General features: G+C 70.7%; 24 protein-coding genes. 12 read left to right on the top strand and 12 right to left on the bottom strand.

From position 1 onward, the window contains the following. Nucleotides 1-205: 205 nt before the first annotated feature. Nucleotides 206-1,078, bottom strand: coding sequence for a dihydrodipicolinate synthase family protein (locus NON00_RS09560; protein WP_256020101.1), 873 nt, complete (start codon nucleotides 1,076-1,078; stop codon nucleotides 206-208). Between the two features lie 185 nt (nucleotides 1,079-1,263). Next, the gene (locus NON00_RS09565) at nucleotides 1,264-2,220 is read right to left on the bottom strand and encodes a dihydrodipicolinate synthase family protein (protein ID WP_256020102.1); all 957 of its coding nucleotides are present in this window, start codon (nucleotides 2,218-2,220) and stop codon (nucleotides 1,264-1,266) included. Nucleotides 2,221-2,358: 138 nt separating this feature from the next. On the opposite strand from NON00_RS09565, the gene NON00_RS09570 reads away from it, so the two are divergent. The 7 genes from NON00_RS09570 to NON00_RS09600 all read left to right on the top strand — a co-directional run bounded on the left by NON00_RS09570 (nucleotide 2,359) and on the right by NON00_RS09600 (nucleotide 8,674). Then, entirely contained in the window at nucleotides 2,359-3,411 is a 1,053-nt protein-coding gene (locus NON00_RS09570) for a LacI family DNA-binding transcriptional regulator (RefSeq protein WP_256020104.1), read from the top strand. 2 nt (nucleotides 3,412-3,413) lie between these two features. Further along, entirely contained in the window at nucleotides 3,414-3,791 is a 378-nt protein-coding gene (locus NON00_RS09575) for a hypothetical protein (RefSeq protein ID WP_256020105.1), read from the top strand. Nucleotides 3,792-3,795: 4 nt separating this feature from the next. Further along, on the top strand, nucleotides 3,796-4,941 hold the full coding sequence (locus NON00_RS09580; protein ID WP_256020107.1) for an acyl-CoA dehydrogenase family protein: 1,146 nt from the start codon (nucleotides 3,796-3,798) through the stop codon (nucleotides 4,939-4,941). Continuing rightward, entirely contained in the window at nucleotides 4,941-6,530 is a 1,590-nt protein-coding gene (locus NON00_RS09585) for an acyl CoA:acetate/3-ketoacid CoA transferase (RefSeq protein WP_256020108.1), read from the top strand. The genes NON00_RS09580 and NON00_RS09585 overlap by 1 nt, the downstream gene beginning before the upstream one ends. Then, nucleotides 6,524-7,000: a MaoC family dehydratase gene (locus tag NON00_RS09590; RefSeq protein ID WP_256020109.1), complete on the top strand. Its 477-nt coding sequence runs from the start codon at nucleotides 6,524-6,526 to the stop codon at nucleotides 6,998-7,000. Before NON00_RS09585 ends, NON00_RS09590 begins: the two co-directional genes overlap by 7 nt. 106 nt (nucleotides 7,001-7,106) lie before the next feature. After that, nucleotides 7,107-7,946 (top strand): transporter substrate-binding domain-containing protein, encoded by an 840-nt coding sequence (locus tag NON00_RS09595; protein WP_256020110.1) that lies wholly within the window; start codon nucleotides 7,107-7,109, stop codon nucleotides 7,944-7,946. Nucleotides 7,947-7,963: 17 nt separating this feature from the next. After that, on the top strand, nucleotides 7,964-8,674 hold the full coding sequence (locus NON00_RS09600; RefSeq protein ID WP_256020111.1) for an amino acid ABC transporter permease: 711 nt from the start codon (nucleotides 7,964-7,966) through the stop codon (nucleotides 8,672-8,674). A gap of 75 nt (nucleotides 8,675-8,749) precedes the next feature. Here NON00_RS09600 and NON00_RS09605 read toward each other — a convergent pair whose 3' ends face one another. The 8 genes from NON00_RS09605 to NON00_RS09640 form a co-directional block, all read right to left on the bottom strand. Continuing rightward, a complete protein-coding gene (locus tag NON00_RS09605) occupies nucleotides 8,750-10,471 on the bottom strand; it encodes an ABC transporter ATP-binding protein (RefSeq protein ID WP_256020112.1) in 1,722 nt (573 codons plus the stop codon). Nucleotides 10,472-10,686: 215 nt separating this feature from the next. Next, nucleotides 10,687-11,682 carry an MBL fold metallo-hydrolase gene (locus tag NON00_RS09610; RefSeq protein WP_256020113.1) on the bottom strand — a complete coding sequence of 332 codons (996 nt, stop codon included), beginning with the start codon at nucleotides 11,680-11,682 and terminating at the stop codon, nucleotides 10,687-10,689. A 204-nt stretch (nucleotides 11,683-11,886) separates the two neighbouring features. Then, complete coding sequence (locus tag NON00_RS09615; protein ID WP_256020114.1) at nucleotides 11,887-12,546, bottom strand: EI24 domain-containing protein; 660 nt, start codon at nucleotides 12,544-12,546, stop codon at nucleotides 11,887-11,889. 138 nt (nucleotides 12,547-12,684) lie between these two features. Next, nucleotides 12,685-13,932: an ABC transporter substrate-binding protein gene (locus NON00_RS09620; protein ID WP_256020115.1), complete on the bottom strand. Its 1,248-nt coding sequence runs from the start codon at nucleotides 13,930-13,932 to the stop codon at nucleotides 12,685-12,687. Nucleotides 13,933-14,062: 130 nt separating this feature from the next. Further along, the gene (locus tag NON00_RS09625; protein ID WP_256020116.1) at nucleotides 14,063-15,730 is read right to left on the bottom strand and encodes a long-chain-fatty-acid--CoA ligase; all 1,668 of its coding nucleotides are present in this window, start codon (nucleotides 15,728-15,730) and stop codon (nucleotides 14,063-14,065) included. A 66-nt stretch (nucleotides 15,731-15,796) separates the two neighbouring features. Further along, nucleotides 15,797-17,593 (bottom strand): acyl-CoA dehydrogenase C-terminal domain-containing protein, encoded by a 1,797-nt coding sequence (locus NON00_RS09630; RefSeq protein ID WP_256020117.1) that lies wholly within the window; start codon nucleotides 17,591-17,593, stop codon nucleotides 15,797-15,799. 13 nt (nucleotides 17,594-17,606) lie between these two features. Then, nucleotides 17,607-18,005, bottom strand: coding sequence for a MerR family transcriptional regulator (locus NON00_RS09635; protein WP_256020118.1), 399 nt, complete (start codon nucleotides 18,003-18,005; stop codon nucleotides 17,607-17,609). 58 nt (nucleotides 18,006-18,063) lie between these two features. Beyond that, nucleotides 18,064-18,987, bottom strand: a complete 924-nt coding sequence (locus NON00_RS09640; protein ID WP_256020119.1) for a LysR family transcriptional regulator — start codon at nucleotides 18,985-18,987, stop codon at nucleotides 18,064-18,066. A gap of 107 nt (nucleotides 18,988-19,094) precedes the next feature. Between NON00_RS09640 and NON00_RS09645 the strand changes: the two genes are divergently transcribed. The 3 genes from NON00_RS09645 (at nucleotide 19,095) to NON00_RS09655 (ending at nucleotide 21,888) form a co-directional block, all read left to right on the top strand. Then, complete coding sequence (locus tag NON00_RS09645; protein WP_256020120.1) at nucleotides 19,095-20,081, top strand: tripartite tricarboxylate transporter substrate binding protein; 987 nt, start codon at nucleotides 19,095-19,097, stop codon at nucleotides 20,079-20,081. A gap of 122 nt (nucleotides 20,082-20,203) precedes the next feature. After that, the gene (locus NON00_RS09650; protein ID WP_256020121.1) at nucleotides 20,204-21,574 is read left to right on the top strand and encodes an acyclic terpene utilization AtuA family protein; all 1,371 of its coding nucleotides are present in this window, start codon (nucleotides 20,204-20,206) and stop codon (nucleotides 21,572-21,574) included. Next, nucleotides 21,571-21,888 (top strand): hypothetical protein, encoded by a 318-nt coding sequence (locus tag NON00_RS09655; RefSeq protein ID WP_256020122.1) that lies wholly within the window; start codon nucleotides 21,571-21,573, stop codon nucleotides 21,886-21,888. The genes NON00_RS09650 and NON00_RS09655 overlap by 4 nt, the downstream gene beginning before the upstream one ends. Before the next feature lie 46 nt (nucleotides 21,889-21,934). Here NON00_RS09655 and leuD read toward each other — a convergent pair whose 3' ends face one another. Together leuD and leuC are read right to left on the bottom strand one after the other, a co-directional pair. Then, nucleotides 21,935-22,564, bottom strand: coding sequence for a 3-isopropylmalate dehydratase small subunit (leuD, locus tag NON00_RS09660; protein WP_256020123.1), 630 nt, complete (start codon nucleotides 22,562-22,564; stop codon nucleotides 21,935-21,937). Beyond that, nucleotides 22,564-23,997: a 3-isopropylmalate dehydratase large subunit gene (gene leuC / locus NON00_RS09665; protein ID WP_256020124.1), complete on the bottom strand. Its 1,434-nt coding sequence runs from the start codon at nucleotides 23,995-23,997 to the stop codon at nucleotides 22,564-22,566. Before leuC ends, leuD begins: the two co-directional genes overlap by 1 nt. A gap of 119 nt (nucleotides 23,998-24,116) precedes the next feature. Between leuC and NON00_RS09670 the strand changes: the two genes are divergently transcribed. Both NON00_RS09670 and NON00_RS09675 read left to right on the top strand, forming a co-directional pair. Beyond that, the gene (locus tag NON00_RS09670; RefSeq protein ID WP_256020125.1) at nucleotides 24,117-24,947 is read left to right on the top strand and encodes a GntR family transcriptional regulator; all 831 of its coding nucleotides are present in this window, start codon (nucleotides 24,117-24,119) and stop codon (nucleotides 24,945-24,947) included. Continuing rightward, a complete protein-coding gene (locus NON00_RS09675) occupies nucleotides 24,944-26,161 on the top strand; it encodes an ABC transporter substrate-binding protein (RefSeq protein WP_256020126.1) in 1,218 nt (405 codons plus the stop codon). The genes NON00_RS09670 and NON00_RS09675 overlap by 4 nt, the downstream gene beginning before the upstream one ends. Nucleotides 26,162-26,163 lie beyond the last annotated feature (2 nt).

Raw genomic sequence — 26,163 nt, forward strand, 5'->3', positions numbered from 1 at the left:
AAGGCCGTCGAAGACCTCGCCAAGGCGTGGTCGCGCAAGCCAGCCACCAGGCGCAAGCTAGCAAGCTGATCAAGGCCTTCCCAGGATCGGCACCCCCGGGGAGCTCAGCCCTGACCGGCAGCGGCGAATGCCGCCCACCACCTGACCTCGGCATCCGTGGCCTTGGCCGTATGGATACGGAGAAGGAGATGTCCCGCTGTGTCTTTCAACACAGCTCGCGGACAATCCGCTCCGCCTGGGCCATCCGATCCACCGGCAGCGGCAGGCGAGGCGGGCGCGGCACGCCCACGGGCCGGCCCATCTCGCCGAGCAGCGCCTTGGTGCCTGCCACATAAGCCTGACCGCCAACAAATTCGATCAACGGCAGGTAGCGCAGATAGAGCGCGCGGGCCTCGGCGATCTTGCCCTCATCCGCCACCAGGGTGAAAAGCCGCGCCAGTGCCGCGGGCGCCACGTTCGAGGCCACCGCCACCCAGCCCTCAGCGCCTTCCACGAAGCTCTCGAAGCCCAGGATACCGCCAAACACCGTCATCCGCTCGCCACAGAGGCGCAGGATGTCGCGCACCCGCGTCACCTCCAGCGTGCTCTCCTTGATATAGCGGCAATTCGGGATGGCGGAGAGCCGAGCCACCAGCGCCGGCCTCATGTCCACATTGGCCGTCGCCGGGTTGTTGTAGAGCATGATCGGAATGCCGATGGCGTCCGAGACGGTGCTGTAGTGGTGGAACAGTTCATCCTCGGTGGGCGTGGAGTAGAAGGGCGGGATGATCATCACCCCATCCGCCCCCAGCCGCTCGGCACGGCGGCTGAGGCGCACCACCTCCCGCGTATCCTCCGCCCCGGTGCCGACCAGCACCGGCACCCGCCCCGCCGCCTGGCGGATGACGGTCTCGGCCACCGCCTCATGCTCCTCATCCGACAGGGAGAGGAATTCGCCGGTGGAGCCGAGCGGGATCAGCCCGTGGATGCCCTGGGTGATCTGCCATTCCACGAAGTCGCGCAGCGCGGGCAGGTCCACCGCCCCCGTCGCGTCGAAGGGCGTGATCATCACGGTATAGGTGCCGCGGAAGGCGGGCATGCGAAAGCTCCTTGGAGGCTGTTTGGGAAGGCGGGCGCGCGTGGCTTGAGGGGGCTTTGCCCCCTCAAACATCAGGGGAGACTCACAGAAGGGTTTCCAAAGGCCTCAGGCCTTTGGTGGCTGCAAGGCGCTGCCTTGCAGGTCTGAGAGGGGCGAAGCCCCTCTCAGGACCGCGTGCTGTCTTGTCAAACGGCCTCGCAGCGGGATGCGGGGGAGGGAAGCAGACCGGCTTCCCGCAGAGCGGCGCCGATGGCGGCGCGCTCCTCCGCCATGAGGGGCTGCAAGGGCGGGCGCGGCTCAGGATGCGGCAGCAGCCCCATCAGGTGCAGCGCCGTCTTCATGCGGTTGTGGATGTCCATGCCAGGCGCCCGGTAGAAGGCGCGCACCAGCGGCAGCATCCGTTCATGCGCCGCGCGGGCAGCGGCGAGGTCGCCGCGCCGGATCGCCGCGTCCAGATCCACCAGCAGGGGCGCCGCCACGCTGCCCAGGCCGGAGAGGATGCCATCCCCCCCACAGGCCAGGGTGCCGAGCAGCGCGGTGTTGTTGCTGGTCAGCAGGGTCACGGGCCGCCCCAGCGCGGCCAGCACGGCGCGGGTTTCGTCATAGCCGGCAGGCAGGTCGCTGCCTTCCTTCACGGCGATGACGGAAGGGATCTCCGTGCAGAGCCGGCGCAGCGTCTCCGCCGTGTAGCCCAGCCCCGAGGCACGGGAGAGCTGGAACAGCACCAGGGGCTTGCCCCCGGCCTCGGCCACGGCCCGGGCAAAGGCCAGGATGGCCTCGGGCCGCGCCGCCGAGCCCCCGGCGAAGGCCGGTGGCGGGAAGAGCAGCAGCGCATCCGCCCCCGCCTCGGCGGCATCGCGCGCCAGGGCGCAGGCCTGCCGGGTATTCTCCGCCGCCACGCCGGCCACGAGGCCGGTTTCCGCCCCCAGCGTGGCGCGGGCCAGGGCGACGACGCGGTGGCGCTCCGCCAGATCCAGCGCGGTGGCCTCGCCGGCATGGCCATTCACCACCAGGGCGCGCACGCCGGGAATCGCCGCCAGATGGGCGAAATGCGCGCAGAGCGCCCCCTCATCCAGCGCGCCCTCGGGCGTGAAGGGGGTGAGGGTGGCGGGCCAGACGCCGCCGATACCGGTCAGATCCATGCGCGCTCCTCGGGCTGGGGCCGCAAACGATTGCGGGCAATAGCTAAGAACCTCCCTGCCTCCCCCGTCAAGACCGCGTAGGAAAGGGCTGAAAAAGGGGGCTTGCGGTCGCAATCGTTTGCGGTCCAGCATGGCGGCATGGACGGCCCCGTCACCCTGCGCGATGTCGCGCGCCTTGCCAAAGTCTCCGTCAGCACCGCCTCCCGCGCGCTGGCCGGCGGGCTGACCAGCCGTGAGACCGAGCAGCGCATCCAGCGCATCGCCGCCGAACTCGGCTATCGCCCCAATATCCTGGCGCGCGGGCTGAAGACGCGCTCCTCCCGCCTCATCGGCCTGGTGGTGCACAACCTCGCCAATGCCTCCTTCCGCGTGCTGGCCGAGGTCGCCCAGGCCCGGCTGCGCGCCGCGGGCTACCAGCTTCTCCTCTGCATCACCGCCGATGACCCGGCGCAGGAGGAGGAGGCCCTGGCCACCCTGGCAGCCCAGGCGGCGGAAGGGCTGATCATCTGCCCCACAGGCCAGAACGGCCCCCGGCTGGCGGCGCTGGAGCGCGCCGGCACGCCCGTCACCTGCGTCATCCGCCGCGACGAGTCGGCGGAGCTGGAAACCATCCTCGCCGGCGATCCGGAAGGGGCCTATGCCGGCACGCGGCATCTGCTGGCGCTCGGCCACCGCCGCATCGGCCTGATCGTCGGCCGCGCCGAGACCACCTCGGGGCGGGAGCGCCTCTCGGGCTATCGCCGCGCGCTGGAAGAGGCCGGGCTGCCCTTCGACGCGGGCCTGGTCCATGCCGGGCGCTACGAGCCGGAGACCGGGCTGGCCGGCTGCCGCGCCCTGCTCGATGGCGGGGAGCGGCCCACCGCCCTCTTCGTCGCCAACCACGAGAGCACGCTCGGCGTGCTGCGCGGCCTGGCCGAGCGCGGCCTGCTGGTGCCCGAGCATCTCTCGCTGCTCTGCTACGAGGATATGCCGGGCCTCGCCTGGCAGCGCCCCGCCATCAGCGTGGTGGATAATGGCCCGGCCGCCCTGGCCGAACTGGCGGTGGACCGCCTCCTGCTGCGCCTGCGCGGCGAGGCCAGCGCCAGCCCCGCGCGCGAATACCGCATCGGCGCCCGCCTGATCGAGCGCCAGTCCTGCCGCCCCCCCGCATCCCGCACGCCCTCTCTCCGCCTGCCCGCCGAGGCCCGATAGCCATGCCCTATGTCGAACTCCTCGCCCCGCCTGTGCCCGAGGCCACCCGCGCCGGGGTGGCGCGCGCCGTCACCGAGGGGCTGTGCGCCGCCTTCGGCGTCGGCCCGCAGACGGTGACGACCTATTTCCTCGACATCCCCGCCAGCCACTACGCCCATGCCGGGGTGATGGGCGAGGCGGCCGGCACGCCGCGCATCCTGGCCAAGGTGCATGCCTATCGCCGCGACACCGCCGCCCGCCGCGCCGCCGCCCGCGCGCTGACCGGCCCGCTCGCCGCCCTCTACGGCGTGCCGGAGGCGACGCTGGCCGTCTATTTCATCGAGCGCGCGCGCGACGAGGTGGCGCATGGCGGCACCCTGGCCTGTGACGCGGAGGGCTGAGCCGGTGGACGTTTTTTTCAGTGAGCCGCTGGTCGCGCTGCGCGACACTGTCCGCCGCTTCGCCGAGCGCGAGATCCTGCCGCGTGCCGCCGCCATTGATCGTGAGGACCGTTTCCCGCGCGATCTCTACAAGGCCATGGCGGAACTCGGCCTCTTCGCCGTGGCGCTGCCGGAGGCGGCGGGGGGTGCCGGGCTTGGCGCGCTCGGCGCCTGCGTGGCGATGGAGGAAATCGCCCGCTGCTCCGCCGCCGTCGGCAATGCCTTCGCCATCCCCGTGGAGGCGGCGCTCTTTCTCAGCGAGCACGGCAATGCGCGCCAGCGCGCGCTGATCCCCGGCATCCTGGCCGGCGACATCATCCCCGCCACGGCGGTGACGGAGCCGGACCACGGCTCCGATGTCGCCGGGCTGCGCACCACGGCGCGGCGCGAGGGGGAGGGCTGGGTGCTGAACGGCACCAAGGCCTGGGTGACGCTGGGCGGCGTGGTGGATGCGCTGATGGTCTTCGCCCGCACCGGGGCCGAGGGCCAGGGCCACCGCGCCATGTCCTGCTTCCTGCTCGATGGCGCCTCGCCCGGGCTGATCCGCGGCAAGACCGAGGATCTGCTCGGCATGCACGGGCTGGAGGATTGCCAGATCACGCTCGATGGCGTGCGGGCGCCGCTGGATGCGCTGGTGGGGCCGGAGAATGGCGCCTTCAAGATGGCCATGGGCAATTTCAACTTCTCCCGCCTGATGATGTCGGCCATGGCGCTCGGCATCGCCCAGGCGGGGTTTGAGGATGCCGTCGCCTATGCGCGCAGCCGCAAGCAGTTCGGCGGCCCGATCCTGAACTTCCAGGCGGTGCAGTTCATGGTGGCCGACATGTCCACCGAGATCGCCGCCTCCCGCCTGCTGGTGCACCACGCGGCGCGGCTTTGCGATGCCGGCCTGCCGATCGCCAAGGAGGCGGCGCAGGCCAAGCTCTTCACCACCGACATGGCGACGCGCAACGTCTCCAACGCGCTGCAGATCCATGGTGGCAACGGCTATTCGCGCGAATACCGCGTCGAGCGCCTGTTCCGCGATGTGCGGCTGGCGCAGATCTATGAGGGCACCAACCAGATCCAGCGCCTGATCATCGCCCGCCAGGTCGAGAAGGAAATGGCCTGATGGCGCCGCGCATCCTCCCGGCGGAGGAGGCCGCCGCGCTGGTGCAGGACGGCGATTTCGTCATCATCGGCGGCAATGGCGGCACCGGCACGCCGGAGGCGGTGATCGAGGCGATCGAGCGCCGCTTCCTCGCCGGCCAGGGGCCGCGCGACCTCACCCTGTTCCATGTCACCGGCGTCGGTGCGGTGACGGAGCATGGAATGTGCCATTTCGCGCATGAGGGGCTGGTCCGCCGCGTCTATGGCGGGCATTTCGGCCTCCAGGTGCCCTTCATGGCCCTGATCGACGAAAACCGCGTGGAGGCCTACAACTTCCCGCAGGGCGTGATGACGGGGCTGTGCCGCGCCATGGCGGCGGGGCAGCCCGGCGTGCTCACCCATGTCGGCCTCGGCACCTATATGGAGCCGGCGCTGGGCGGTGGCCGCATGAATGAGCGCACCACGGAGCCGATGGTGGAGCGCCTGCATCTGCGCGGGCGCGACATGCTGTTCTACCACGCGCCGGAGCGCCCGCGCATCGCCCTGCTGCGCGGCACCACGGCGGATGAGGATGGCTATGTCGCCATGGAGCATGAGGCGACGACGCGCGAGGATCTCTCGATGGCGCAGGCCGTGCACAATGCCGGCGGCCTCGTCATCTGCCAGGTGAAGCGGCTGGCGCGGCGCGGCAGCCTGCACCCGCAGATGGTGAAGATCCCGGGCTTCCTCATCGATGTGCTGGTGGTGGAGCCGGAGCAGATGCAGACCTTCGGCACGCGCCACGACCCGAGCCGCTGCGGCGAGACGCGCGTGCCCGTCTCCGCCATCCGCCCCGACCCGCTGAGCGAGCGCCGCGTGATGGCGCGCCGCGCCGCGCTGGAATTGCGGCCGGGCGATGTCGTCAATCTCGGCGTCGGTGTCTCCGCCATGATCCCGAATGTCGCGGCGGAAGAGGGGATCGAGGAGATGATCACCCTGACCGTCGAGGCCGGGGTGATCGGCGGCGTGCCCGGCCATGCCCGCGAATTCGGCACCGCCATCAATCCGCGCGCCATCATCGACCAGGGCTACCAGTTCGATTTCTACGATGGTGGCGGGCTGTCCTGCGCCTTTCTCTCCTTCGCCCAGGTCGATCCGGCGGGGAATGTCAATGTCACCCGCTTCGGCAACCGCTTCGCCGGCTCGGGCGGCTTCATCGACATCACGCAGAACACGCGGCGCCTCGTCTTCAGCGGCACGCTCACCGGCGGGCGGCTGGACATCGCGGTGGAGGAGGGCGCGCTCCGTATCCTGCGCGATGGCAACTTCAAAAAATTCATCCCTGCGGTGGAGCAGATCAGCTTCAGTGGCCCCCAGGCCCTGGCCAAGGGGCAGGAGGTCAGCTTCGTCACCGAGCGCGCGGTGTTCGAACTGACGCCGGAGGGGCTGCTGCTGACCGAGATCGCCCCCGGCGCGCGGCTGCGCGAGGATGTGCTGGACCGCATGGGCTTCGCCCCGCGCATCAGCCCCAACCTGAAGCCGATGGAGGCGCGGCTGTTCCATGAAGGGCCGATGGGCATCGGCGCGGAATTCGCCCGCCTGCCGCCGCGCGCGCGCCGGGTGCCATGCTGAGCGGCCCCGCCCCGCGCAGCCTGTGCTGGGAGGATGTGCAGCCGGGCCAGGAATGGCGCACGGACGAGCACGCCATCACGGCGGAGGAGATCGCCGCCTTCGCCGCGCTGACGCGCGACCACCACCCGCTGCACACGGAGGAGGCTTATGCCCGCGCGCGCGGCTTTGGCGGCGTCATCGCGCACGGGCTGTTCGGCCTCGCGCTGATGGAAGGATTGAAGACGGAGCTGCGTCTCTACGAGACCACCTCCATCGCCTCGCTCGGCTGGGACAAGGTGCGCTTCCGCTGCGCCATCCTGGCCGGGGACCGCGTGCATCTGCGCTTCCGCTTCCTCTCCGCGCGGCCGAGCCGCGAGGCGGGGCGCGGCGTCGTGATGGAATCGCTCGAACTCATCAACCAGCACGGCGAGGCGGTGATCACCGCCGAGCATGCCGCGCTGGTGCTGGGGCGGGATGCGCGTCCCGCCTGAGGGCGGCACGCTTCTTGCTGCTTCTGCTTTTTCCGTTGCTTGCGTCTGAGAGGACGGCCGGGGCCTGCACACCGGCCGGGCAAATCCGCGAACGGAGACATACAGGATGAGCACACGTCGCCTTCTCCTTGGCCTGGCCGGCGCCCTGCTGCTGGGCGGACAGGCTCTGGCGCAGTCCTGCGCGCCCAAGGTGCCCGCCGCCAGCCTGCTCGAGGCGGGCAAGTGGCAGATGTCCATCAACCCCACCCTGCCGCCGCAGCAATTCGTGGACAGCAGGGGCGAGTTGCAGGGGCTCAATGTCGAGCTGGCGCGCGCCATTGCCGCGAAGCTCTGCGTCGAGCCGGTCTTCCTGCGCATGGATTTCCCGCCGATGATCCCGGGCCTGCGCGCCGGGCGCTTCGACACCATCAACACCGGCCTGTTCTGGACGGAGGAGCGCTCGAAGCTCTTCTACATGGTGCCCTACGCGCAGCAGGCCATCAGCATCTACACCCTGCCCAACAGCAGCCTCGCCATCACCAAATTCGACGATCTTTCGGGCCGCGTCGTCGGCATCGAGAGCGCGACCTACCAGGAGCGCAAATCGCGCGAGGTGAATGCCGAGATGGTGGCGCGCGGGCTGAAGCCGATCGACTTCCGCACCTTCTCCACCGCCAGCGAGACGGTGGCGGCGCTGCGTGCCGGGCAGCTGGAGGCGGCGATCAACATCGACGAGACGGTGAACGACCTCGTGCAGAAGAAGGTGGCGAAGGCGCATCTGCAGGGCCTCTTCGGCACCGACATCACGCTGGCCTTCCGCGACAGGGCGATGGCCGAGGGCGCGGCGGCGGCGCTGACCGCGCTGAAGGCCGATGGCACCTATGACAGGCTGTTCGACCGCTTCGGCATGACACGCCTCCAGGCGGAGAGCTTCGCCATCCGCGGCCCCGGCCCCGCCGCGAACTGAGGCGGGGGAACAGGCCGGTGTTCGACGTCCACGCCTTTCTCTCCTACCTCACCAACGCCTATCTGCTGCAGGGCGTGCTGGTGACGATCGGGCTGACGGTGGCCACCATGCTCATCGGCCTGTTCCTGGGCATGCTGCTGGCGTTGGCGCGCATGTCGCGCCACCTGGCGCTATCCTCGGCGGCGGGCTTCTATGTGTGGATCTTCCGCGGCACGCCGCTGCTGGTGCAGCTGGTGCTGATCTACACCGGCCTGCCGCAGATCGGGCTCAAGCTCGGCGTGCTGGCCTCGGCGCTGCTGGCGCTCAGCCTGAACGAGGCCGCCTATCTCTCCGAGACCATCCGGGGCGGCTTCCAGGGCGTGCCGAAGGGCCAGCGGGAGGCGGCGAAGGCGCTGGGCCTCTCGCCCTGGCACACGCTGCGGCTGGTGCTGCTGCCGCAGGTGGCGCGGCTGATCATCCCGCCGCTCGGCAATTCGCTGAACGGCCTGCTGAAGGCGACCTCGCTGGCCTCCGTCATCTCGCTGGAGGAGCTGATGCGGCGCAGCCAGGTGCTGATGCAGGAGAAGTTCGAGGTGCTGGAACTCTACTGCGTCGCCGCCGTCTATTACCTCGTGCTGACGACGCTGTGGAACCTCGTGCAGGTCCGGCTGGAGCGCCATTATGGCCGTGGCTATGCCGAAGTCGCGGCGCCGGTCAAACCTGTCTCCGCAATGGCCCAACCTGCCTGAAGGCGGGGTCTGGGGTGGCCCTGCCACCCCAGCGGGAGAGGTGCGGAGAGGGCGGTGCCCTCTCCGCGCGGGCGATCAGGCGACGGCCCCATGCTGCACGCTGTGCAGCCGCCGGTAAGGCCCCGGCCGGGCCAGCAATTCCTCATGCCGCCCGCGCTCGGCGATGCCGCCCTGGTCCACCACCACGATGCTGTCCGCATCGCGGATGGTGGCGAGGCGGTGGGCGATGACCAGGGTGGTCCGCCCCTGCGCCAGTTCCGTCAGGCTCTGCTGGATGGCGCGCTCCGTCTCGGTATCGAGGGCCGAGGTGGCCTCGTCCAGGATGAGGATGGGCGGGTTCTTGAGGAAGATGCGGGCGATGGCGAGGCGCTGCTTCTGCCCGCCGGAGAGCTTCACGCCGCGCTCGCCGATCACCGTGTCCAGCCCCTCCGGCAGGGCGGCGATGACGCCATCCAGCCGGGCGCGGCGCGCGGCCTCCAGGATTTCCGCCTCGCTGGCGCCCAGGCGGCCATAGGCGATGTTCTCGCGCAGCGTGCCGGCAAAGAGAAAAACATCCTGCTGCACGATGCCGATCTGCGCGCGCAGGGAGGCCATGCTCATGCTGCGGATGTCGATGCCGTCGATGGTGATGCGCCCGCCGCTGACCTCGTAGAAGCGCGGCAGCAGGGAGCAGAGCGTCGTCTTGCCGGCACCGGAGGGGCCGACAAAGGCCACCGTCTCCCCGGCATGGATGGCGAGGTCCACGCCCTCCAGCACGGCGCGGCCCGGGCCATAGGCGAAGCGCACCTGCTCGAAGCGGATCTCGCCCTTCAGCGGCGGGGCGGGGATGGCGTCCGGCGCATCGGTGATATCGGGCGCGGTGTCCAGCAGTTCGGTGTAGCGGCGGAAGCCGGCGATGCCCTTGGGGTAGGTTTCCAGCACCGCGCTGATCTTCTCGATCGGGCGGAAGAAAACGCCGACCAGCAGCAGGAAGCCGATGAAGGCGCCCTGGCTCAGCTCCCCGCGCAGGACGAAATAGCTGCCGGCGATCATGACGATCATCTGCGTCAGCCGCATGCCGAGGTAGTTGAGCGACATGCTGGCGGCCATGATCTTGTAGGCACGCAGCTTCGTCTCGCGGTAGCGCGCATTGTCGTGCGCGAAGAGGCGGCGCTCATGCTCCTCATTGGCGAAGGCCTTCACCACGCGGATGCCGCCCACCGCCTCCTCGATGCGGGCGTTGAAGGCGCCGACGCGGCCATAGATCTCCCGCCAGGTGCGCGTCATGCCGGCGCCGTAATGCGCCGAGGCCCAGGTGATGAGCGGCACGACCACCGCCGTCAGCAGCGCCAGCGGCCAGTGCACGCTGAACATCAGCGCGAAGGCGCCGAGCAGCGTCATCACCGCGATGAAGAGATCCTCCGGCCCGTGATGGGCGACCTCGCCGATCTCCTCCAGGTCGCGGGTGACGCGGGCGACGAGGTGGCCGGTCTTCTGGTTGTCATAGAACCGGAAAGAAAGCTTCTGGAGATGGTCGAAAGCCTTGCGGCGCATCTCCGTCTCGATGTTGATGCCGAGCGCGTGGCCCCAGTAGGTGACGATGGCCATCAGCCCGGTATTGACCAGGTAGATGCCGATCAGCCCCGCCGCGGCGGCCAGGATCAGCCCCCAGTTCTGCCCGGGCAGCAGGTGGTCGACAAAGGCCTTGACCGCGATGGGGAAGCCCAGCTCCAGCAGCCCGGACAGGATGGCGCAGGAGAAATCCAGCAGGAACAGCCCCTTGTGGGGGCGGTAATAGGCAAAGAAACGCCGCAGCATGGGCAGAGGGTCCGGCCTGAGGAGACAAGCCCGGCACGCGTCAAACCGCACCGGGCTGGTCCGGTATCCTCCTGCACGAGCGGAGGGTCAACCATTCCGGTGCGTTGCAACAGAGCGGTCATCCTGCCGCGCGTGGTCTTGAGAGGGGCTTCGCCCCTCTCAAACTCTCCCCACCAAAGGCCTGAGGCCTTTGGAAACCCATCCGCAAGCCGCACTCAGCCGAGGGTGGAGAGGTTCATCGGCTCCTGCACCCAGCCATAGCCATCGCCCTCGCGGGTGACATGGCCGAGGCCGGGCCAGGGGAAGTGGTAGGAGAGCACGGCGTGGCGATCCGTCGCCAGCCGGTCGAGCATGCGGCTGCGGCTCTGGGCGGAGAGCTTCGGGTCGGTGTCGAAGGAGAATTCCCACAGCGGCTTGCGCAGCAGCAGGATGTGGTGGTGCGCCAGATCGCCGGTATTGACCATCACCTCGTTGCCGGAGCTGATGGCGTAGCAGTGATGCCCGACCGTGTGCCCCGGTGAGGCAAGGGCGACGACGCCCGGCACCACCTCCTGCTCGTCCTTCACCATGATCATGCGGTCGCGGTAGGCGGAGAGGTTCTTCTTCGCCCCGTCGATGAAGGGCGTCATGAATTCCGGCCCGCGCTTGTTGGCGTCATCCGTCCAGAAGCGCAGATCGGCCTCGGAGAGCGCCACCTGGGCATTGGGGAAGACCTTGTTGCCATTGGCGTCCACGAGGCCCCAGCAATGGTCGCAATGGGCGTGGGTGAGGACGACGAGGTCGATCTGCTCCGGGCTGATGCCGGCGGCGCGGAGATTGGCCAGCATCTTGCCCGTGGTGGGGCCGAACATCTTGCTGGCCGGGCCCATGCTGTCGCCCATGCCGGTGTCGAACAGGATGAGCTGCCGGCCGGTGTTGAGGACGAGAATATTCTGTTCCAGCGTCGCCTCGTCGGTGGGCAGGAAATTGCTGCTCATCAGGCGGCTGATTTCCTCCGGCGGGGAGGAGGGGAAGGCCGGGGCCGGCTTGCCGAGCGGCAGGCGGCCATCGGAGATCACCGTGGCCTCGAACGCGCCGAGGCGGAAGCGGTGCCAGGCTGGCGGCAGGTCGTTGCGGAAAGGCGCGGCGGCGGTGGCGAGGCCGGGCATCTGCGTGGCGGCCACCAGGGCGGCGGCGCCGCCGAGCAGGCCGCGCCGGGTCATCTGTGTCATGGACTTGTTCCTTCCCCCGTCTGTGCTGCGGGTTCTCTCCCGCGCCGCGCGTCAGTCCCGCGGCGCGCCCGAAGCGCAGCACATTCCGTGCGGCACGCGCAACGGATCCGCCGGATTTTTTTCACGGGCGCCATATCGGCCGCTCGTGCCCACGCCAGACAGAAAAAGTCTTTTTGCTTCTTTTTCTTCAGAAAAAGAAGAGTCTTACTTTCTGTGCAGCAGATGCGTCATCGCCGCCGTGCCCAGCACCGGCACGAGCAGATTGGCGAAGGGCACGGCGGCGAGGGCGGCCAGTGCGCCCCCAATGGCCAGCACCTCAACCCGGCGGCGGCGGCGCAGGGCGCGGGATTCGGCCACGCCCATGCGGCGCTGCGCCACCGCCTCAAACAGGCCATAGCCGAGCGAGACCGAGGCCACCGCCCAGTAAAGCACCACCCCCAGCGGCGGCAGCAGCAGCGCCAGCGGCAGGGTGATGAGGCTGAGCAGCAGCAGCTTCACCGACAGGGCCAGCCCCGCCGCCACCTGTGCCGCCAGGGAGGCGCCCAGCGCCGGGGGCAGGGCAGGGTAGAAGCGGCGCTCGACCGCCTCCGCCACCGCATCCAGGAAGAGGCCGGTCAGCGCCAGCAGCACCGGGACAAAGAGCCAGAGGGCGGAGACGAGAACAAGAAGGCCGCCCAGCAGCCCGGCCAGGGTGGCCAGCCAGCCGGTGCCGCCGGCCAGCGTGGCCACGCCCCAATCCGCCAGCCAGGCCAGGCCGCCAAAGCAGAGCAGCGCCAGGGCCAGGGCCTTCAGCAGGGGGGAGAGGAAAGCCGGGTCGTCCAACTGGCGAAGCGGCAGGGTCAGGCTGGCAGGCACGGCTTTCATGCGGGGGAGGCTCCCAGGGGAAAAGACAGAACAGAAGGGAAAAAGACGCGGGGGAAAAGTATTCCCCCGCACCCCCTTCCTTTCCGTCAGGGCCGGCCGCCGCTGGCGGCCGGCTGTCTCCTCCTATGTAGCGCCGGTTCAACCCCGGATCAGGGGGCAGCCGCCCTCCGACATGGGGCGGAAGACCTCGTCGGCCGCCACCGTCTGCACCAGCTTGTAGTAGTCGAAGGGCGCCTTGCTCTCCTGCGGGGATTTCACCTCGAAGAGATAGGCCGGGTGCAGCTTGCGGCCATCGGGGCGGATGCGGCCGGCGCCAAAGGCATCGTCATCCGTCGGCATGGCCTTCATGCGCTCCACCACGGCACGGCCGGAGCGGCGCGCCTCCGCGACGCCGAGATCCGCCACCGCCTTCAGGTAATGCAGCGTGCCGGCATAGCAGCCGGCATGGATCATGCCGACCGGCAGGCCCCCCGGCATATGCGGCATCATGCGCGCGGCGAAGGCACGGGTGCGCGCGTTCATGTCCCAATAGAAGCTCTCGGTCAGCAGCAGGCCCTGGCCATTCTCCAGCCCCAGCCCGTGCACATCGGCGATGGCGAGCAGCAGCGTCGCCAGCTTCGCCCGCCGCGTCAGGCCGAATTCGCGCGCCTGCTTCACCGCGTTCACCGTATCCGCCCCGGCATTGGCGAGGCCCACCACCTTCGCCCGGCTGGCCTGCGCCTGAACCAGGAAGGAGGAGAAATCGGTGGTGCTGGGGAAGGGGTAGCGCGCGGCGCCCACCACCTTGCCGCCCGCCTCCTCCACGAAACGCGTGGTGTCGCGCTGGAGGTTGTGGCCGAAGGTGTAGTCGGCGGTGATGAAGTACCAGGTGTCGCCGCCCGCCTTGGTCAGCGCGGTGCCGACGGTGCGGGAAATCATCTGCGTGTCATAGGTCCAGTGCACGGTGTTGGGGGTGCACTGGCTGCCATAGAGGTCGGGCGTCGCGGCGCCGGAATTGACGAAGACCTTGTCCTTGTCCCGCGTCACGCCGGCGACGGCGAGGGCGACGGAGGAGGTCGGCACGTCCAGGATCATGTCCACCCCGTCCTGGTCATACCAGCGGCGGGCGATGGTGGAGCCGGTATCGGCGCGGTTCTGGTGGTCGGCGGCGACGATCTCCACGGCGATGCCGGGGTGGCTGGCCATGAATTCCCGCGCCGCCTGCTGCGCGCAGGCCACGCTGCCCGGCCCCGTGGGGTCGCGATAGGGGCCGGACATATCGGTCAGCACGCCGATGCGGATGGTGGAGCGCGCCTGCGCCCGGGCGGAGCGCCCGGCCAGGGCACCCCCCATGGCGGCGGCACCGGTGCCGGCGAGCAGCGCGCGGCGCGGAAGGGTAAGGCTCATTTCCTGTCTGTCTCCCTGGGGGCCTCTGCGGGCCCTTGGTGCATATGGATGCCGGCCCCCTTCGCGGCGGCCGGTTCCCGGTATTCAGAGCGGGGCGGCGCCAGCCCCCCGGCCTCATCAGCCCATGGCCTCAGTTTCCGGCGGCCTGCATCGCCTCGGCATAGAGTTCGCGGATGCGCGACTTCAGCAGCTTGCCGGTGGCGGTGTGGGGCAACTCCTCGGCGAAGCGGATATCCTCGGGGATGCACCAGCGCGCGACGCGCCCGTGGAAATGCGCGCGGATCTCCTCCGCCGTCACCGCCACCCCCGGCCGCCGCACGAGGACGAGCAGCGGCCGCTCCCCCCATTTCGGGTCCGGCCGGGCGACGGCCGCCGCCTCCTGCACCGCCGGGTGGCTGACGGCGATGTTCTCCAGCTCGATCGAGCTGATCCACTCGCCGCCGGATTTGATGACGTCCTTGGTGCGGTCGACGATGCAGACATAGCCATCGGCATCGACGGTCGCGACATCGCCGGTGTCGAACCAGCCCGGCTCCGTCGCATGGGCGGGGCTGTCCTCCAGCCCGTGATAGGCCGCGGCCACCCAGGGGCCGCGCACCAGCAGCCGGCCGAAGGCCACGCCATCGCGCGCCACCGGCTGCCCGTCGGCGCCAAGGACGCGGAACTCGACGCCATAGAGCGGCCGGCCCTGCCGGGCGGAGAGCGCCAGCCGCTCACGCGGGGGGAGGCCCTCATGCTTCGCCTGCGGCGCGCTGGTCAGGGCGACGGGGCTGGTCTCCGTCATGCCCCAGGCATGGCGGACGGTGACACCGCGCGCCGCCAGGCGCTCGATCACCACCGGCGGGCAGGCGGAACCGCCAATGCCCACCAGCCGCAGCGCGCCGAGGCCGCCCTGCGCCCCTGCTATCTCGCCTGCTATCTCACCCTGGGCGTCCAGCCAGTCGAGCAGTCCCATCCACACCGTCGGCACCCCGGCGGAGAAGGTGACGCCCTCGCTGAGGATGAGCTCGCGCAGGCTGGCGCCATCGAGCTTCGGGCCGGGCAGCACCAGCTTGGCGCCCACCATCGGCGCCGAATAGGGCGTGCCCCAGGCATTGACGTGGAACATCGGCACCGCCGGCATGATCACCGAGCGGGCGCTGAGTTCGAAGACATCCGGCAGGCAGCAGCCCAGGGCGTGCAGCACGCAGGAGCGGTGGCTGTAGAGCACGCCCTTCGGCATCCCCGTGGTGCCGGAGGTGTAGCACAGGCCGCAGGCGGTGTTCTCGTCCAGCGCCGGCCAGTCGAAGCCGGGCGGCTGGGCCGCCAGAAGCTCCTCGTAGCAGAGCAGCGGCGGCAGCCCCTCCGGCGGGGGCGGCATATGGGCGCGGTCCGTCATCACCACGATGGCGCGCACGGCGCCGAGCTTCCCCGCCAGCCCCGCCAGCAGCGGCAGGAAGGTGAGATCGGCACAGAGAATCTCATCCTCCGCATGGCGGATGATACCGGCGATCTGCTCGGGGAAGAGGCGCGGGTTGATGGTGTGGCACACCAGCCCGGCGCCGCCGGCGGCATAATAGATCTCCAGGTGGCGATAGCCGTTCCAGGCCAGGGTGCCGACCCGCCCGCCCTGGCCGAGGCCAAGCGCCAGCAGCGCCTTCGCCAGGCGCTGGCTGCGTTCGTGCAGCGCCGCATAGGTGGTGCGGTGGATCGGCCCCTCGACGGTGCGGGAGACGATCTCCGTCTCCCCATGCGTCTCCGCGGCATGGCGCAGCACGGCGCTGACCAGCAGCGGAACATCCATCATCAGCCCACGCATCCTTCGTCTCCTCCCTTTTGGTTTTTCTTGGTCAGGCGAATGCGGTCCGGCAGGCGGGAAGGGGGGTCAGTAGGCCTCCTCCCGCAGGGCGAGCAGCGGCGCCGCGCCCTCGGCGATGGCGAGGTCCAGCGCCACCGTCTGCGGCAGGATGCGGCGCAGGAAGAACTGCGCCACCGCCAGCCGGTCACGGTGGCGCTCCTCCGCCGCCGCCCCCAGGGCGAGGGCGTGCAGCGCCATGCGCAGCCACATCCAGCCCAGCGCCACCAGCGCGAAGAAGCGCAGATAGTCGGTGGCGGCGGCGCCGGCCTCCACCGGGTCCGCCGCGGCGCGCTTCTGCAGCCGGGTGGTGGCGCCCTCCAGCCGCTTCAGCGCGGCGGCCAGCGGCGCGGTGTAGTCCGCCGCGCCCGGAATGGCCGCGCCCGCCTCGATGCTCTGCCGCACCAGGGCGAAGAAGCGGAAGGGCAGCAGCCCCTCCTCCATCACCAGCTTGCGGGTGACGAGGTCCATGGCCTGCACGCCATTGGTGCCCTCATAGATTTGCGCGATGCGGGCATCGCGGACGAACTGCTCCATCCCCCATTCGCGCACATAGCCGTGCCCGCCCAGGACCTGCTGCGCCAGCACCGTCGCCTCGAAGCCGAGATCGGTGAAGGAGGCCTTGATCACCGGGGTGAGCAGGGCCAGCAGCCCCTCCGCCGCCGCGCGCCCGGCGGCCTCGGGCAGATGCGCGGCCTTGTCCATCTCCAGCGCCGTCCACAGCGCCAGGGCGCGGCCGGCGCCGGTGAAGGCGCGGATGGTCAGCAGCATCCTGCGCACATCCGGGTGGCCGAGGATGGGCTGCGGCCCTTGCCCGGCGGGTGCGGTGCCTGTGCCGGCGGCGAGCGGCGCGCGGCCCTGCAGCCGCTCCCGCGCATAGCGCGCCGCGCCCTGATAGGCCGCCTCCGCCACGCCGAGGCCCTGCAGCCCGACGAAGAGCCGCTCCGCATTCATCATGGTGAACATGGCGGAGAGGCCGCGATGCGGCTCGCCGATCAGCCAGCCCGTGGCGCCGTCATAATTCATCACGCAGGTGGGCGAGCCATGGATGCCCATCTTGTGCTCCAGCGCGCCCACCGACATGGCGTTGCGCGGGCCCGGCCGCCCCTCCGCATCCGGCAGGTATTTCGGCACCAGGGCGAGGCTGATGCCGCGCACCCCCGGCGGTGCGTCCGGCAGCCGCACCAGCACGAGATGAACGATATTCTCCGCCATCTCGTGGTCGCCCACGGTGATGAAGATCTTGCTGCCGGTGACGCGCAGCGTGCCATCGGGCTGCGGCTCCGCCCGCGTGCGCAGCAGGCCGAGATCGGTGCCGGCATGGGCTTCGGTCAGCGCCATCGCCCCGGTCCAGGTGCCGGAGACCAGCTTCGGCAGATAGACGGGCTTGAGCGCGTCCGGCGCGTAGCGGGCGATGGTCTCCACCGCGCCGCGCGTCAGCCCCGGCAGCAGGCCGAAGGCGAAATTGGCGGAGGAGACCATTTCGTCCAGCGCGATCTGCGCCACCTGCGGCAGGCCCTGGCCGCCCCATTCCGGCGGATGCGTCAGGCTGGTCCAGCCATCGGCGGCGAAGGCGGCATAAGCCTCGGCGAAGCCCTTCGGCGCGCGCACCACGCCATTCTCCAGCCGGCAGCCCTCGGCATCGCCGCTGGCATTCAGCGGCGCCAGCACCCCGGCGGTGAAGCGCCCGGCCTCGCTCAGCACATCGCGCAGCAGCGGCAGCGGGTCGCCTTCCGCCCCGGGCAGCGAGGCCAGCAGCGGCCCCGCCTCCAGCACCTCCTCCAGCAGGGAGATCATGTCCTCCACGGGGGGCTTGTAGTCGGGCATCGGGCGTCTCTCCTCAGGCGGGCTCGGTGGCGCAGAGGCGCAGCCGCGCCTCGGCATCGGCCCGCATCGCTTCAAGCTCGGTGATGGTCTCGTCCAGCTCGCGCCGCATCTGGCGCAGCTCGGCCAGGCGGTCCTCGATGCGGCGCAGGCCCAGGCGGAACTGCGCCGCATGCGGCTGCCCGCCGCGATACTGCGCCAGATACTCGGCGATCTGGTCGAGGGAGAAGCCAAGGCGGCGGAATTTCTGGATCAGCCGCAGCCGCGCATGGTCGCGGTAGCCATAGACCCGCGCGCCCTCCACGCGGCGCGGGGCGAGCAGCCCGCGCTCCTCATAGAAGCGCAGCGCCTGTGCCGTCAGCCCGAACTCGCGCGCCAGCGCGGAGACGGACCATTGCCTTGTCCTGTCTGCCACGACGTTTTCTCCCTGTGCCCATTCTCGGCACGGCGCGGGGGCTCAAGTCAACTTGAGACTACAGGGGATTCGCCAGGAGCCCGAGCACCTCGGCCAGCGCCTCCGCCGCCGGCGAGAGGCTGGCGCCGCGCCGCCGCAGCAGCACGATGCGCCGGCGCAGCGCCATGCTGCCAGAGGCACCGTCAGAAGGAGTTTCCACGGGGCGCGTCTCCAGCTCCGGCGCGGCGCGCAGGTCGATGGCGGTGGCGGGCAGCAGCGCCAGCCCCAGCCCCGCCCGCACCAGCGCCACGGCGGTGGACATGTAGGTGGCCTCATAGGCCGGGCGCGGCACCGCCAGCCCGGCGGCGGCGAAGGCAGCCTCGGCCAGGGCGCGCAGGCTGCTCTCCGGGTCCGTCAGCACCAGCGGCACGCTGGCCAGCGCCGCCAGCGGCAGGCTCGGCAGCGCCGCCAGCGGGTGCCCCGGCGGCAGCACCGCCACCAGCGCATCCTCGAAGAGCGGCGTTTCCTCCAGCTCCGGCTCCGGCTGCGCGGCGGCGTGGCCAATGCCGAGATCGGCCTCCCCCGCCCTCACCAGCGCGCCGACGCGCCGCGCCACCGCATCGCGCAGCATCACCCGGATGCCGGGATGGGCGGCGCGCAGCCGCGCCAGGGCGCCGGGCAGCAGCGTCGCCGCCACCGAGGGCAGCACGGCCAGATGCACCACCCCCGCCCGCCGCGCCGCCTGCTCCCGCGCGCTGTCCACCACCGCCTCCAGCTCCGCCAGGATGCGCTGGAAGGAGGCCGCCAGCGCCGCCCCCGCCCGCGTCGGCCGCGCCCCGCGCGCCGTGCGGTCGAAGAGGGTGACGCCCAGCGCCTGCTCCATCTCGCGGATCTGCACCGTCAGCGCCGGCTGCGAGACATGCAGCCGCGCCGCGGCCTGGACGAAGCTGCCGGTTTCCACCGCCGCCACCAGGGCGCGGATCTGGCGCAGGGAAGGGGTCATAACCCTTTCCTATGGGTGGCCCCGGAAAATCTCAATTGCCTGATGGCCCGCCCTGCCGCCTGATACCGGCAACGGGGCCGCCCGAGCCCCCGCCGAGGAGACGCAGCATGACCCTTCCCCCCCTGCCGCGCCGCGCCCTGCTGGGCGCCGCCCTGGCCGCCCCGCTGCTGCCGCGCGCCCCGCGCGCCCAGGAGAACTGGCCCGCCCGGCCCATCCGCATGGTCGTGCCCTTCGGCGCCGGCACCAGCACGGACATCATGACGCGGCTGGTGGTGCCCCGCATGGGCCAGATCCTCGGCCAGCCGCTGGTGGTGGAGAACCGCGCCGGGGCCGGTGGCGTGGTGGGCAGCGACGCCGTCGCCAAATCCCCCGCCGATGGCTACACGCTCTGCATGGGCAGCATCGCCTCGCATTCGGTGAATGCCTCGCTGATGCCGAACATGCCCTATGACGTGCTGCGCGATTTCGCGCCGATCGCGCTGGTGACCAACGCGCCCAACCTGCTGGTCATCTCGCCCAGGGTGCCGGCGCGGACACTGCCCGAATTCATCGCCTGGGCGAAGCGGCAGAGCGGCGGCGTCAGCTATGCCTCGGCCGGCAATGGCACCTCCAGCCACCTCGCCGGCGAACTGCTCAAGCTGAAGACCGGCGCGCCGCTGGAGCATGTGCCCTATCGCAGCGGCTCCCAGGCTGTCACGGATGTAGTGGCCGGCAATGTGCCGATGATCATCTATCAGGTGACGGCGGTGCTGCCCTTCGTGCGCGAGGGCACGCTGCGCGCCCTGGCCGCCACCTCCGCCCACCGGCTGGCGCTGACGCCCGACATCCCCACCGCCATCGAGCAGGGCATCGCCGAGTTCGACGTCTCCGCCTGGCACGGCCTCTTCGCCCCGGCGAAACTGCCCGAGCCGCTGCGGGACCGCATCTACGCCGCCCTGCGCGAGGCGCTCTTCGCCCCGGAGCTGAAGCAGCAGCTGCTCGACCAGGGGCTGGAGCCGGTCGCCATGCCCCCCGCCGAGTTCCGCCCCTGGCTCGCCGCCGATATCGCCAAGTGGCGGGAGGTCATCCGGGTGTCCGGAGCCAAGGCGGATTAAAAAAGGAAGAAGCGTTCTTTTTAAAAAAAAGAACCAAAAATTTCTTTCAGTTGGCGTTCCGCTTCAGGACCGAGGCGGGGCACCAGACGGAAAGAAAGATTTTTATTCGGAAAAGAAAAACCATGGATCTTCTCCGCATCGGCTGCGGCTCCGGCTTTTCCGGGGATCGCCTGGACGCCCCCCTTCCCGTGGTGGAGGCGCTGATCGCCGCGGGCGGCCCGGCGGCGCTGATGCTGGAGGTGCTGGGCGAGCGCACCCTGGCCCTGGCCCAGCGCGAGCGCCTGCACCGCCCCGAGGCCGGCTATGAACCCGCTTTGGTCGATCTGCTGCGGCCCATCCTGGCGCGCTGCGTGGCGCATGGCATTCCCATCGTCACCAATGGCGGCGCCGCCAACCCGCGCGGCGCGGCGCGGGCCGCCCTGGCCCTGGCGCGGGAACTGGGCCTGCCGGGCCTGCGCGTCGGCGTGGTGGAGGGCGATGATATCCGCGGCACCCCCGCCCTGGCCGGGCTCGACCCCTGGGAGGGCGATGCCGGCGCGGTGCTGGAGCCGGAGCGCGTCATCGCCGCCAATGTCTATCTCGGCGCGGCGCCCATCGCGGCGGCGCTGCGCCAGGGCGCGCAACTGGTCATCACCGGCCGCTGTTCCGACCCGGCCCTGGCCCTTGGCCCCATGCTGGCGCATTTCGGCTGGGGCGAGGCGGAGTGGGACCGCCTGGCCGCCGGCACCCTGGCCGGGCACCTGCTGGAATGCGGCGCCCAGGTCACCGGCGGATACTTTGCCGACCCGGGCGTGAAGGACGTGCCGGGCCTCGCCGAGATCGGCTTCCCCATCGCCGAGATCGACGCGGAGGGCGGCATCCTCATCACCAAGCCGCCCGGCACCGGCGGGCTGGTGGACCGCCGCACCGTCACCGAGCAGATGCTCTACGAACTGCACGACCCTGCCGCCTACCTCACCCCGGATGTGGTGCTGGACATCACCGGCGTGACCCTCACCGAGGAGGGGCCGGACCGCGTGCGCCTCTCCGGCGCGCGGGGCCGCCCGCGCCCGCCGGCGCTGAAGGCCACCGTCAGCCTGCCCGGCGGCTGGCTGGGGGAGGGCGAGATCTCCTATGCCGGCCCCAATGCCCGCGCCCGCGCCGAACTGGCGGGGCGCGTGCTGCGGCAGAGGCTGGAGAAGCTCGGGCTGGCGGCGCAGGCGCGGCTGGATCTCATCGGCGTCGTCAGCGTCTTCGGCGGCGATGCGGGGCCGCCCGCCGGGCTGGACGACATCGCGCCGCCGGATATCCGCCTGCGCCTCGCCCTCGCCACCGCCACGCGGGAAGAGGCGGAACGCGCGGTGCGCGAGGTGCTCTCGCTCTACTGCTGCGGCCCGGCCGGCGGTGGCGGTGTGCGCAGCCGCGTGGTGGACCGCATCCGCACCCTGTCCTTCCTGGTGCCGCGCGAGCGCCTCTCGCCCACCGTCTCGCTGCTGACCCTGGAGGATGCATGATCCCCCTGCACCGCCTCGCCCATGCCCGCGCCGGGGACAAGGGCAACCGGCTGAACCTCGCCCTGATCGCGCATGACCCCGCGCATTGGCGGCATCTGGCGGCGGAGGTGACGGAGGAAAAAGTCCTGGCGCTCTTCGCCCATCGCGGCGCCACGGCGGTGCGGCGCTACGATCTGCCGGGGCTCGGGGCCTTCAACTTCGTGGTCGAGGACGTGTTGCAGGGGGGGGTCAATGGCGCCCTCAACCTCGACGGGCACGGCAAGACGCTCTCCTTCCTGCTGCTGTCGATGGCGGTCAGGGAGAGCCAGGAATAAAAAAGACGCGGGGGAAAAGTATTCCCCCGCACCCCCTTCCTCTCTGTCAGGGCCGGCCGCCGCTGGCGGCCGGCAGCTGCGCCCAGGGGCGGAGGAGCGCGTCCGCCGCGGCGAAGGCCGTGATGGCCTCGGCATGGCTCAGGGTCAGGTCCAGGTCGTTCCAGCCATTCAGCAGCTTCACGCGCCACACCGGGTCGATGCGGAAGGGCAGGGTCAGGCCATCCGCCCGCACCTGGCATTCCGTCAGGTCCACCACCAGCCGCTGCCCCCCGGCCTGGAGCCAGGAGAGCAGAATCTCCACCCCATCCTCCTCCAGCCGGGCGGGGAGGAGGCCGTTATTCACGGCGTTGCTGGAAAAAATATCGCCGAAGCTCGGCGCCAGCACGCAGCGGAAGCCGGCATCCACCAGCGCATAGACCGCCGCCTCCCGCGAGGAGCCGCTGCCGAAATTGCGCCGCGCCACCAGCACCTGCGCCCCCGCGCGCTCCGGGCGGTCGATCGGCGAGTGGGCGAGGGGGCTGCCATCCTCGGCGAAGCGCAGGTCGTGCAGCAGGAAACGGCCATAGCCCTCGCTGCGCGGGCGCTTCATGAAACGGGCGGGGATCAATTGGTCCGTGTCCACATTGGCCAGCGGCAGCGGGCAGGCAGTGGCGGCGAGGGTGGTGAAAGGCTGCATCAGCCGCGTCCTTCCAGCAGCGGGCGCACATCGGTGATATGCCCCGTCACGGCGGCGGCGGCGGCCATGGCGGGGGACATCAGATGCGTCCGCGCCCCCTTGCCCTGCCGCCCCTTGAAATTGCGGTTGGTGGTGGAGGCGCAGCGCTCCCCCGCCGGCACCAGATCGCCATTCATGCCGACGCACATGGAGCAGCCGGCGTCCACCCAGTCCAGCCCGGCGGCGCGGAAGATGCGGTCCAGCCCCTCCTGCTCCGCCTGCTGCTTCACCAGGGAGGAGCCGGGCGAGACCAGCCCCGGCACCTTCGCCCGCCGCCCCGCCAGCACCGCCGCCGCGGCGCGCAGATCCTCGATGCGGCTATTGGTGCAGGAGCCGATGAAGACACGGTCCACCGCGATCTCCGCCAGCGCCTGCCCGGGGCGGAGGCCCATATAGTCCAGCGCGTCGCGGATCTGCGCGGCGCGGGCGGCATCGGCCGTGGCGGCGGGGTCGGGGATGCGGCCGGTGACGGGCAGCGCATCCTCCGGGCTGACGCCCCAGGTGACGGTGGGCGCGATCTCCGCCCCCATCAGCACCTCCTCGCGGTCGAAGCTGGCGCCGGGATCGCTGGGCAGGGCCATCCAGGCCTCGGCGGCGGAGTCGAAGGCGCTACCCTGGGGCGCGAAGGGGCGGCCGCGCAGAAAGGCCAGCGTGGTCTCGTCCGGCGCCACCATGCCGCAGCGCGCGCCGCTCTCGATGGCGAGGTTGCACAGCGTCAGCCGCCCTTCCATGGACAGGCCGCGCACCGCGCTGCCGGCATATTCCACCGCATGCCCCTGCGCCCCATCGGCGCCGATGCGGGCGATGATGGACAGCGCCATGTCCTTGGCCGAGACGCCCGGCGCCAGCGCCCCCTCGATGCGGATGCGCATCCGCTTCGGCCGTTTCTGCCACAGGGTCTGCGTCATCAGCACATGCGCCACCTCGGAGGCGCCGATGCCGAAAGCCAGCGCCCCGAAGGCGCCATGGGTGGAGGTGTGGCTGTCGCCACAGACGATGGTCAGCCCCGGCAGGGTCAGCCCCTGCTCCGGCCCGACGACATGGACAATGCCCTGGCGCGGGTCATGCAGCCCGAAAAGCCGCGTGCCGTGCTGCGCCGCATTCGACTCGAGCCCGGCCACCATGCCGGCGATCCCGGCATCCGGGATGCTCCGCCCCGGCGTGCGGGTGGGCACGTAATGATCCGCCACGCCGATATTCAGCTCCGGCCGCGCCACCCGCGCCCCGCGCGCGCGCAACTGGGCAAAGGCGTGGTGCGAGCCTTCATGGAAGAAATGCCGGTCGATCCAGAGCAGGCTCTGCCCGTCCTCGCGCGTCAGGACCACATGCGCGTCCCACACCTTGTCGAACAGCGCGCGTGGCGCCGGGCTTGCTGGCATGGACCTGGCTGGCATCTCGCTCCTCCCTTCCGTCCCGTTCGCGACGATGCCGCAGGAAAATCGTTGACGCAATCCTCCTGTCTCGTAGGCTAGACAGCATCCGGTCTGGAAAACCATACAGGAGATCACTCCGCTTGGACGCCGCCGTCGAACCCTTCAAGGCGCGCCGCCTCTATCTGCTGCTGCGCGACCGCATCGCCGGCGGCGATGTCGCGGCGGGGTCGCGGCTGCCCGGCGAGCCGGATCTGGCGGCCGAGCATGGCGTCTCCCGCGTCACCATCCGCCGCGCGCTGGACCAGCTGGCGGCCGAGGGGCTGGTGGAACGCCGCCCCGGAGTCGGCACCTTCGTCCGCGCCGGTGGCATGATGGCGCCGACGGTGGTCGATTTCGCCGATGTCTTTTCCCACCTGAAGGAAATGGGGCGCCGCACCGAGGTGCGCCTGCTCGCCTTCGGCTATGTGCAGCCCCCGGCGGCGGTGGCGGAGGCCCTCGGCCTCGCGGCCGGGGAGCGGGCGCAGCGCGCGGTGCGCGTGCGGCAGATGAATGGCGCGCCCTTCTCCCACCTCACCACCCATGTGCCGGAGCGCATCGGCCTGACCTATTCGGAGGCCGAGATGGCGTCCCAGCCGCTGCTGACGCTGCTGGAGCGCAGCGGCGTCGGCGTCGCGCGCGCGCGCCAGTCGATCGGCGCGACGCTGGCGGGTCCGGACGTGGCGCAGGCGCTCAGCCTGGAGATCGGCGCGCCGCTGCTCTCCCTCACGCGCGTGGTCGAGGATGAGGAGGGCAGGGCGGTCGAGCACCTGCACGCCCTCTATCGCCCGGACCGCTTCGCCTTCCAGATGCAGCTGCAGCGCACGGGGGCCGATGGCGCCCGGCGCTGGAGCCCATTGCCGCCGCTGGCGGCCAAAACTGAAGAAACTGCCACGTCACGGACCACGCGCAGCAAGAGGAAGTCGTCGTCATGACCTCGCCCCGCCTCACTCTCACGCGCCGCGCCGCCCTGCGCGCCGGTGCCATGCTCCCCGTGCTGGCCGCCCCGCGCCTGCTGCGCGCGCAGCCTGCCGCGGTGAAGATCGGCATCCTCCAGCCGCTGACCGGCGCGCTGGCGCAGGATGGCGATCTCGGCCGCCTCGGCGCCACCCTGGCTGCGGAGGCGATCAACGCCGCCGGCGGCCTGAAGGAACTCGGCGGCGCCAGGGTGGAACTCGTCGTGGCCGATGCCCGCTCCAACCCCGAGGCGGCGGCGCAGGAGGTCGAGAAGCTGCAGGCGGAAGGCGTGGTCGCCATCGTCGGTGGCTTCGCCAGCCCGATCTGCCTCGCCGCCAGCCAGGCCGCCGCGCGCTACGACCTGCCCTATATCGTCGATGTCGGTGTCTCCGACCAGATCACCACGCGTGGCCTGCGCAACACCTTCCGCTTCGCCCCGGGCTTCGGCACGGTGACGAACACGGCGCTGGCCAATCTCGTCCGCCTCAACACCGCCGGTGGCCGCGCCGCCAAGACGGTCGTGCTGGTGCATGAGGATGGCCTCTTCGGCTCCGGCCTCGCCAAGCTGATGCAGACGGAACTGCCGAAGCTCGGCTTCGAGGTGCTGGAGACCATCGCGCACCCGACCCCGGCGCGCGACATGTCGAATGTCGCGCTGCGCATCCGCGCGCTGAACCCCGATCTCGTCATTCCCTCCAGCTACTACGGCGAATTCGTCCTGCTGGCGCGCACGCTGCGCCAGCAGCGCATCCGGCCCAAGGGCATCTACGCCGTGCTGAACGGCGCCGCCTCCAACTACCGCTTCGTCAAGGAATTCCCTGAGGCGGCCGAGGGCGTGATGGACTGCAACCACTGGCACGATCCCCGCAAGGAGGAGGCCGTGGCGCTGAAGAAGAAGGTCGAGGCCGATGGCCGGCTCTGGGCCTATAACGTGCCGCTGAACTATTCCTGCGTGAAGCTGGTGGCCGATGCCATCGAGAATGCCGGTGCCGCTGACCGCGGCAAGGTGACCGAGGCGCTGGCCGCCTCCAACTTCCGTGGCCACATCATGCCCTATGGCCCGACGAAGTTCATCAATGGCCAGAACCAGGGCGCGGCCCCGGTGAACACCCAGGTGCAGGGCGGCGACATCAAGGTGATCTTCCCCGAGAGCTTCGCCGACGCCAAGCCGATCTTCCCCCTCCAGGGCTGATC

It is taken from the genome of Roseomonas sp. GC11 (genome assembly GCF_024437745.1).
GTDB lineage: Bacteria > Pseudomonadota > Alphaproteobacteria > Acetobacterales > Acetobacteraceae > Pseudoroseomonas.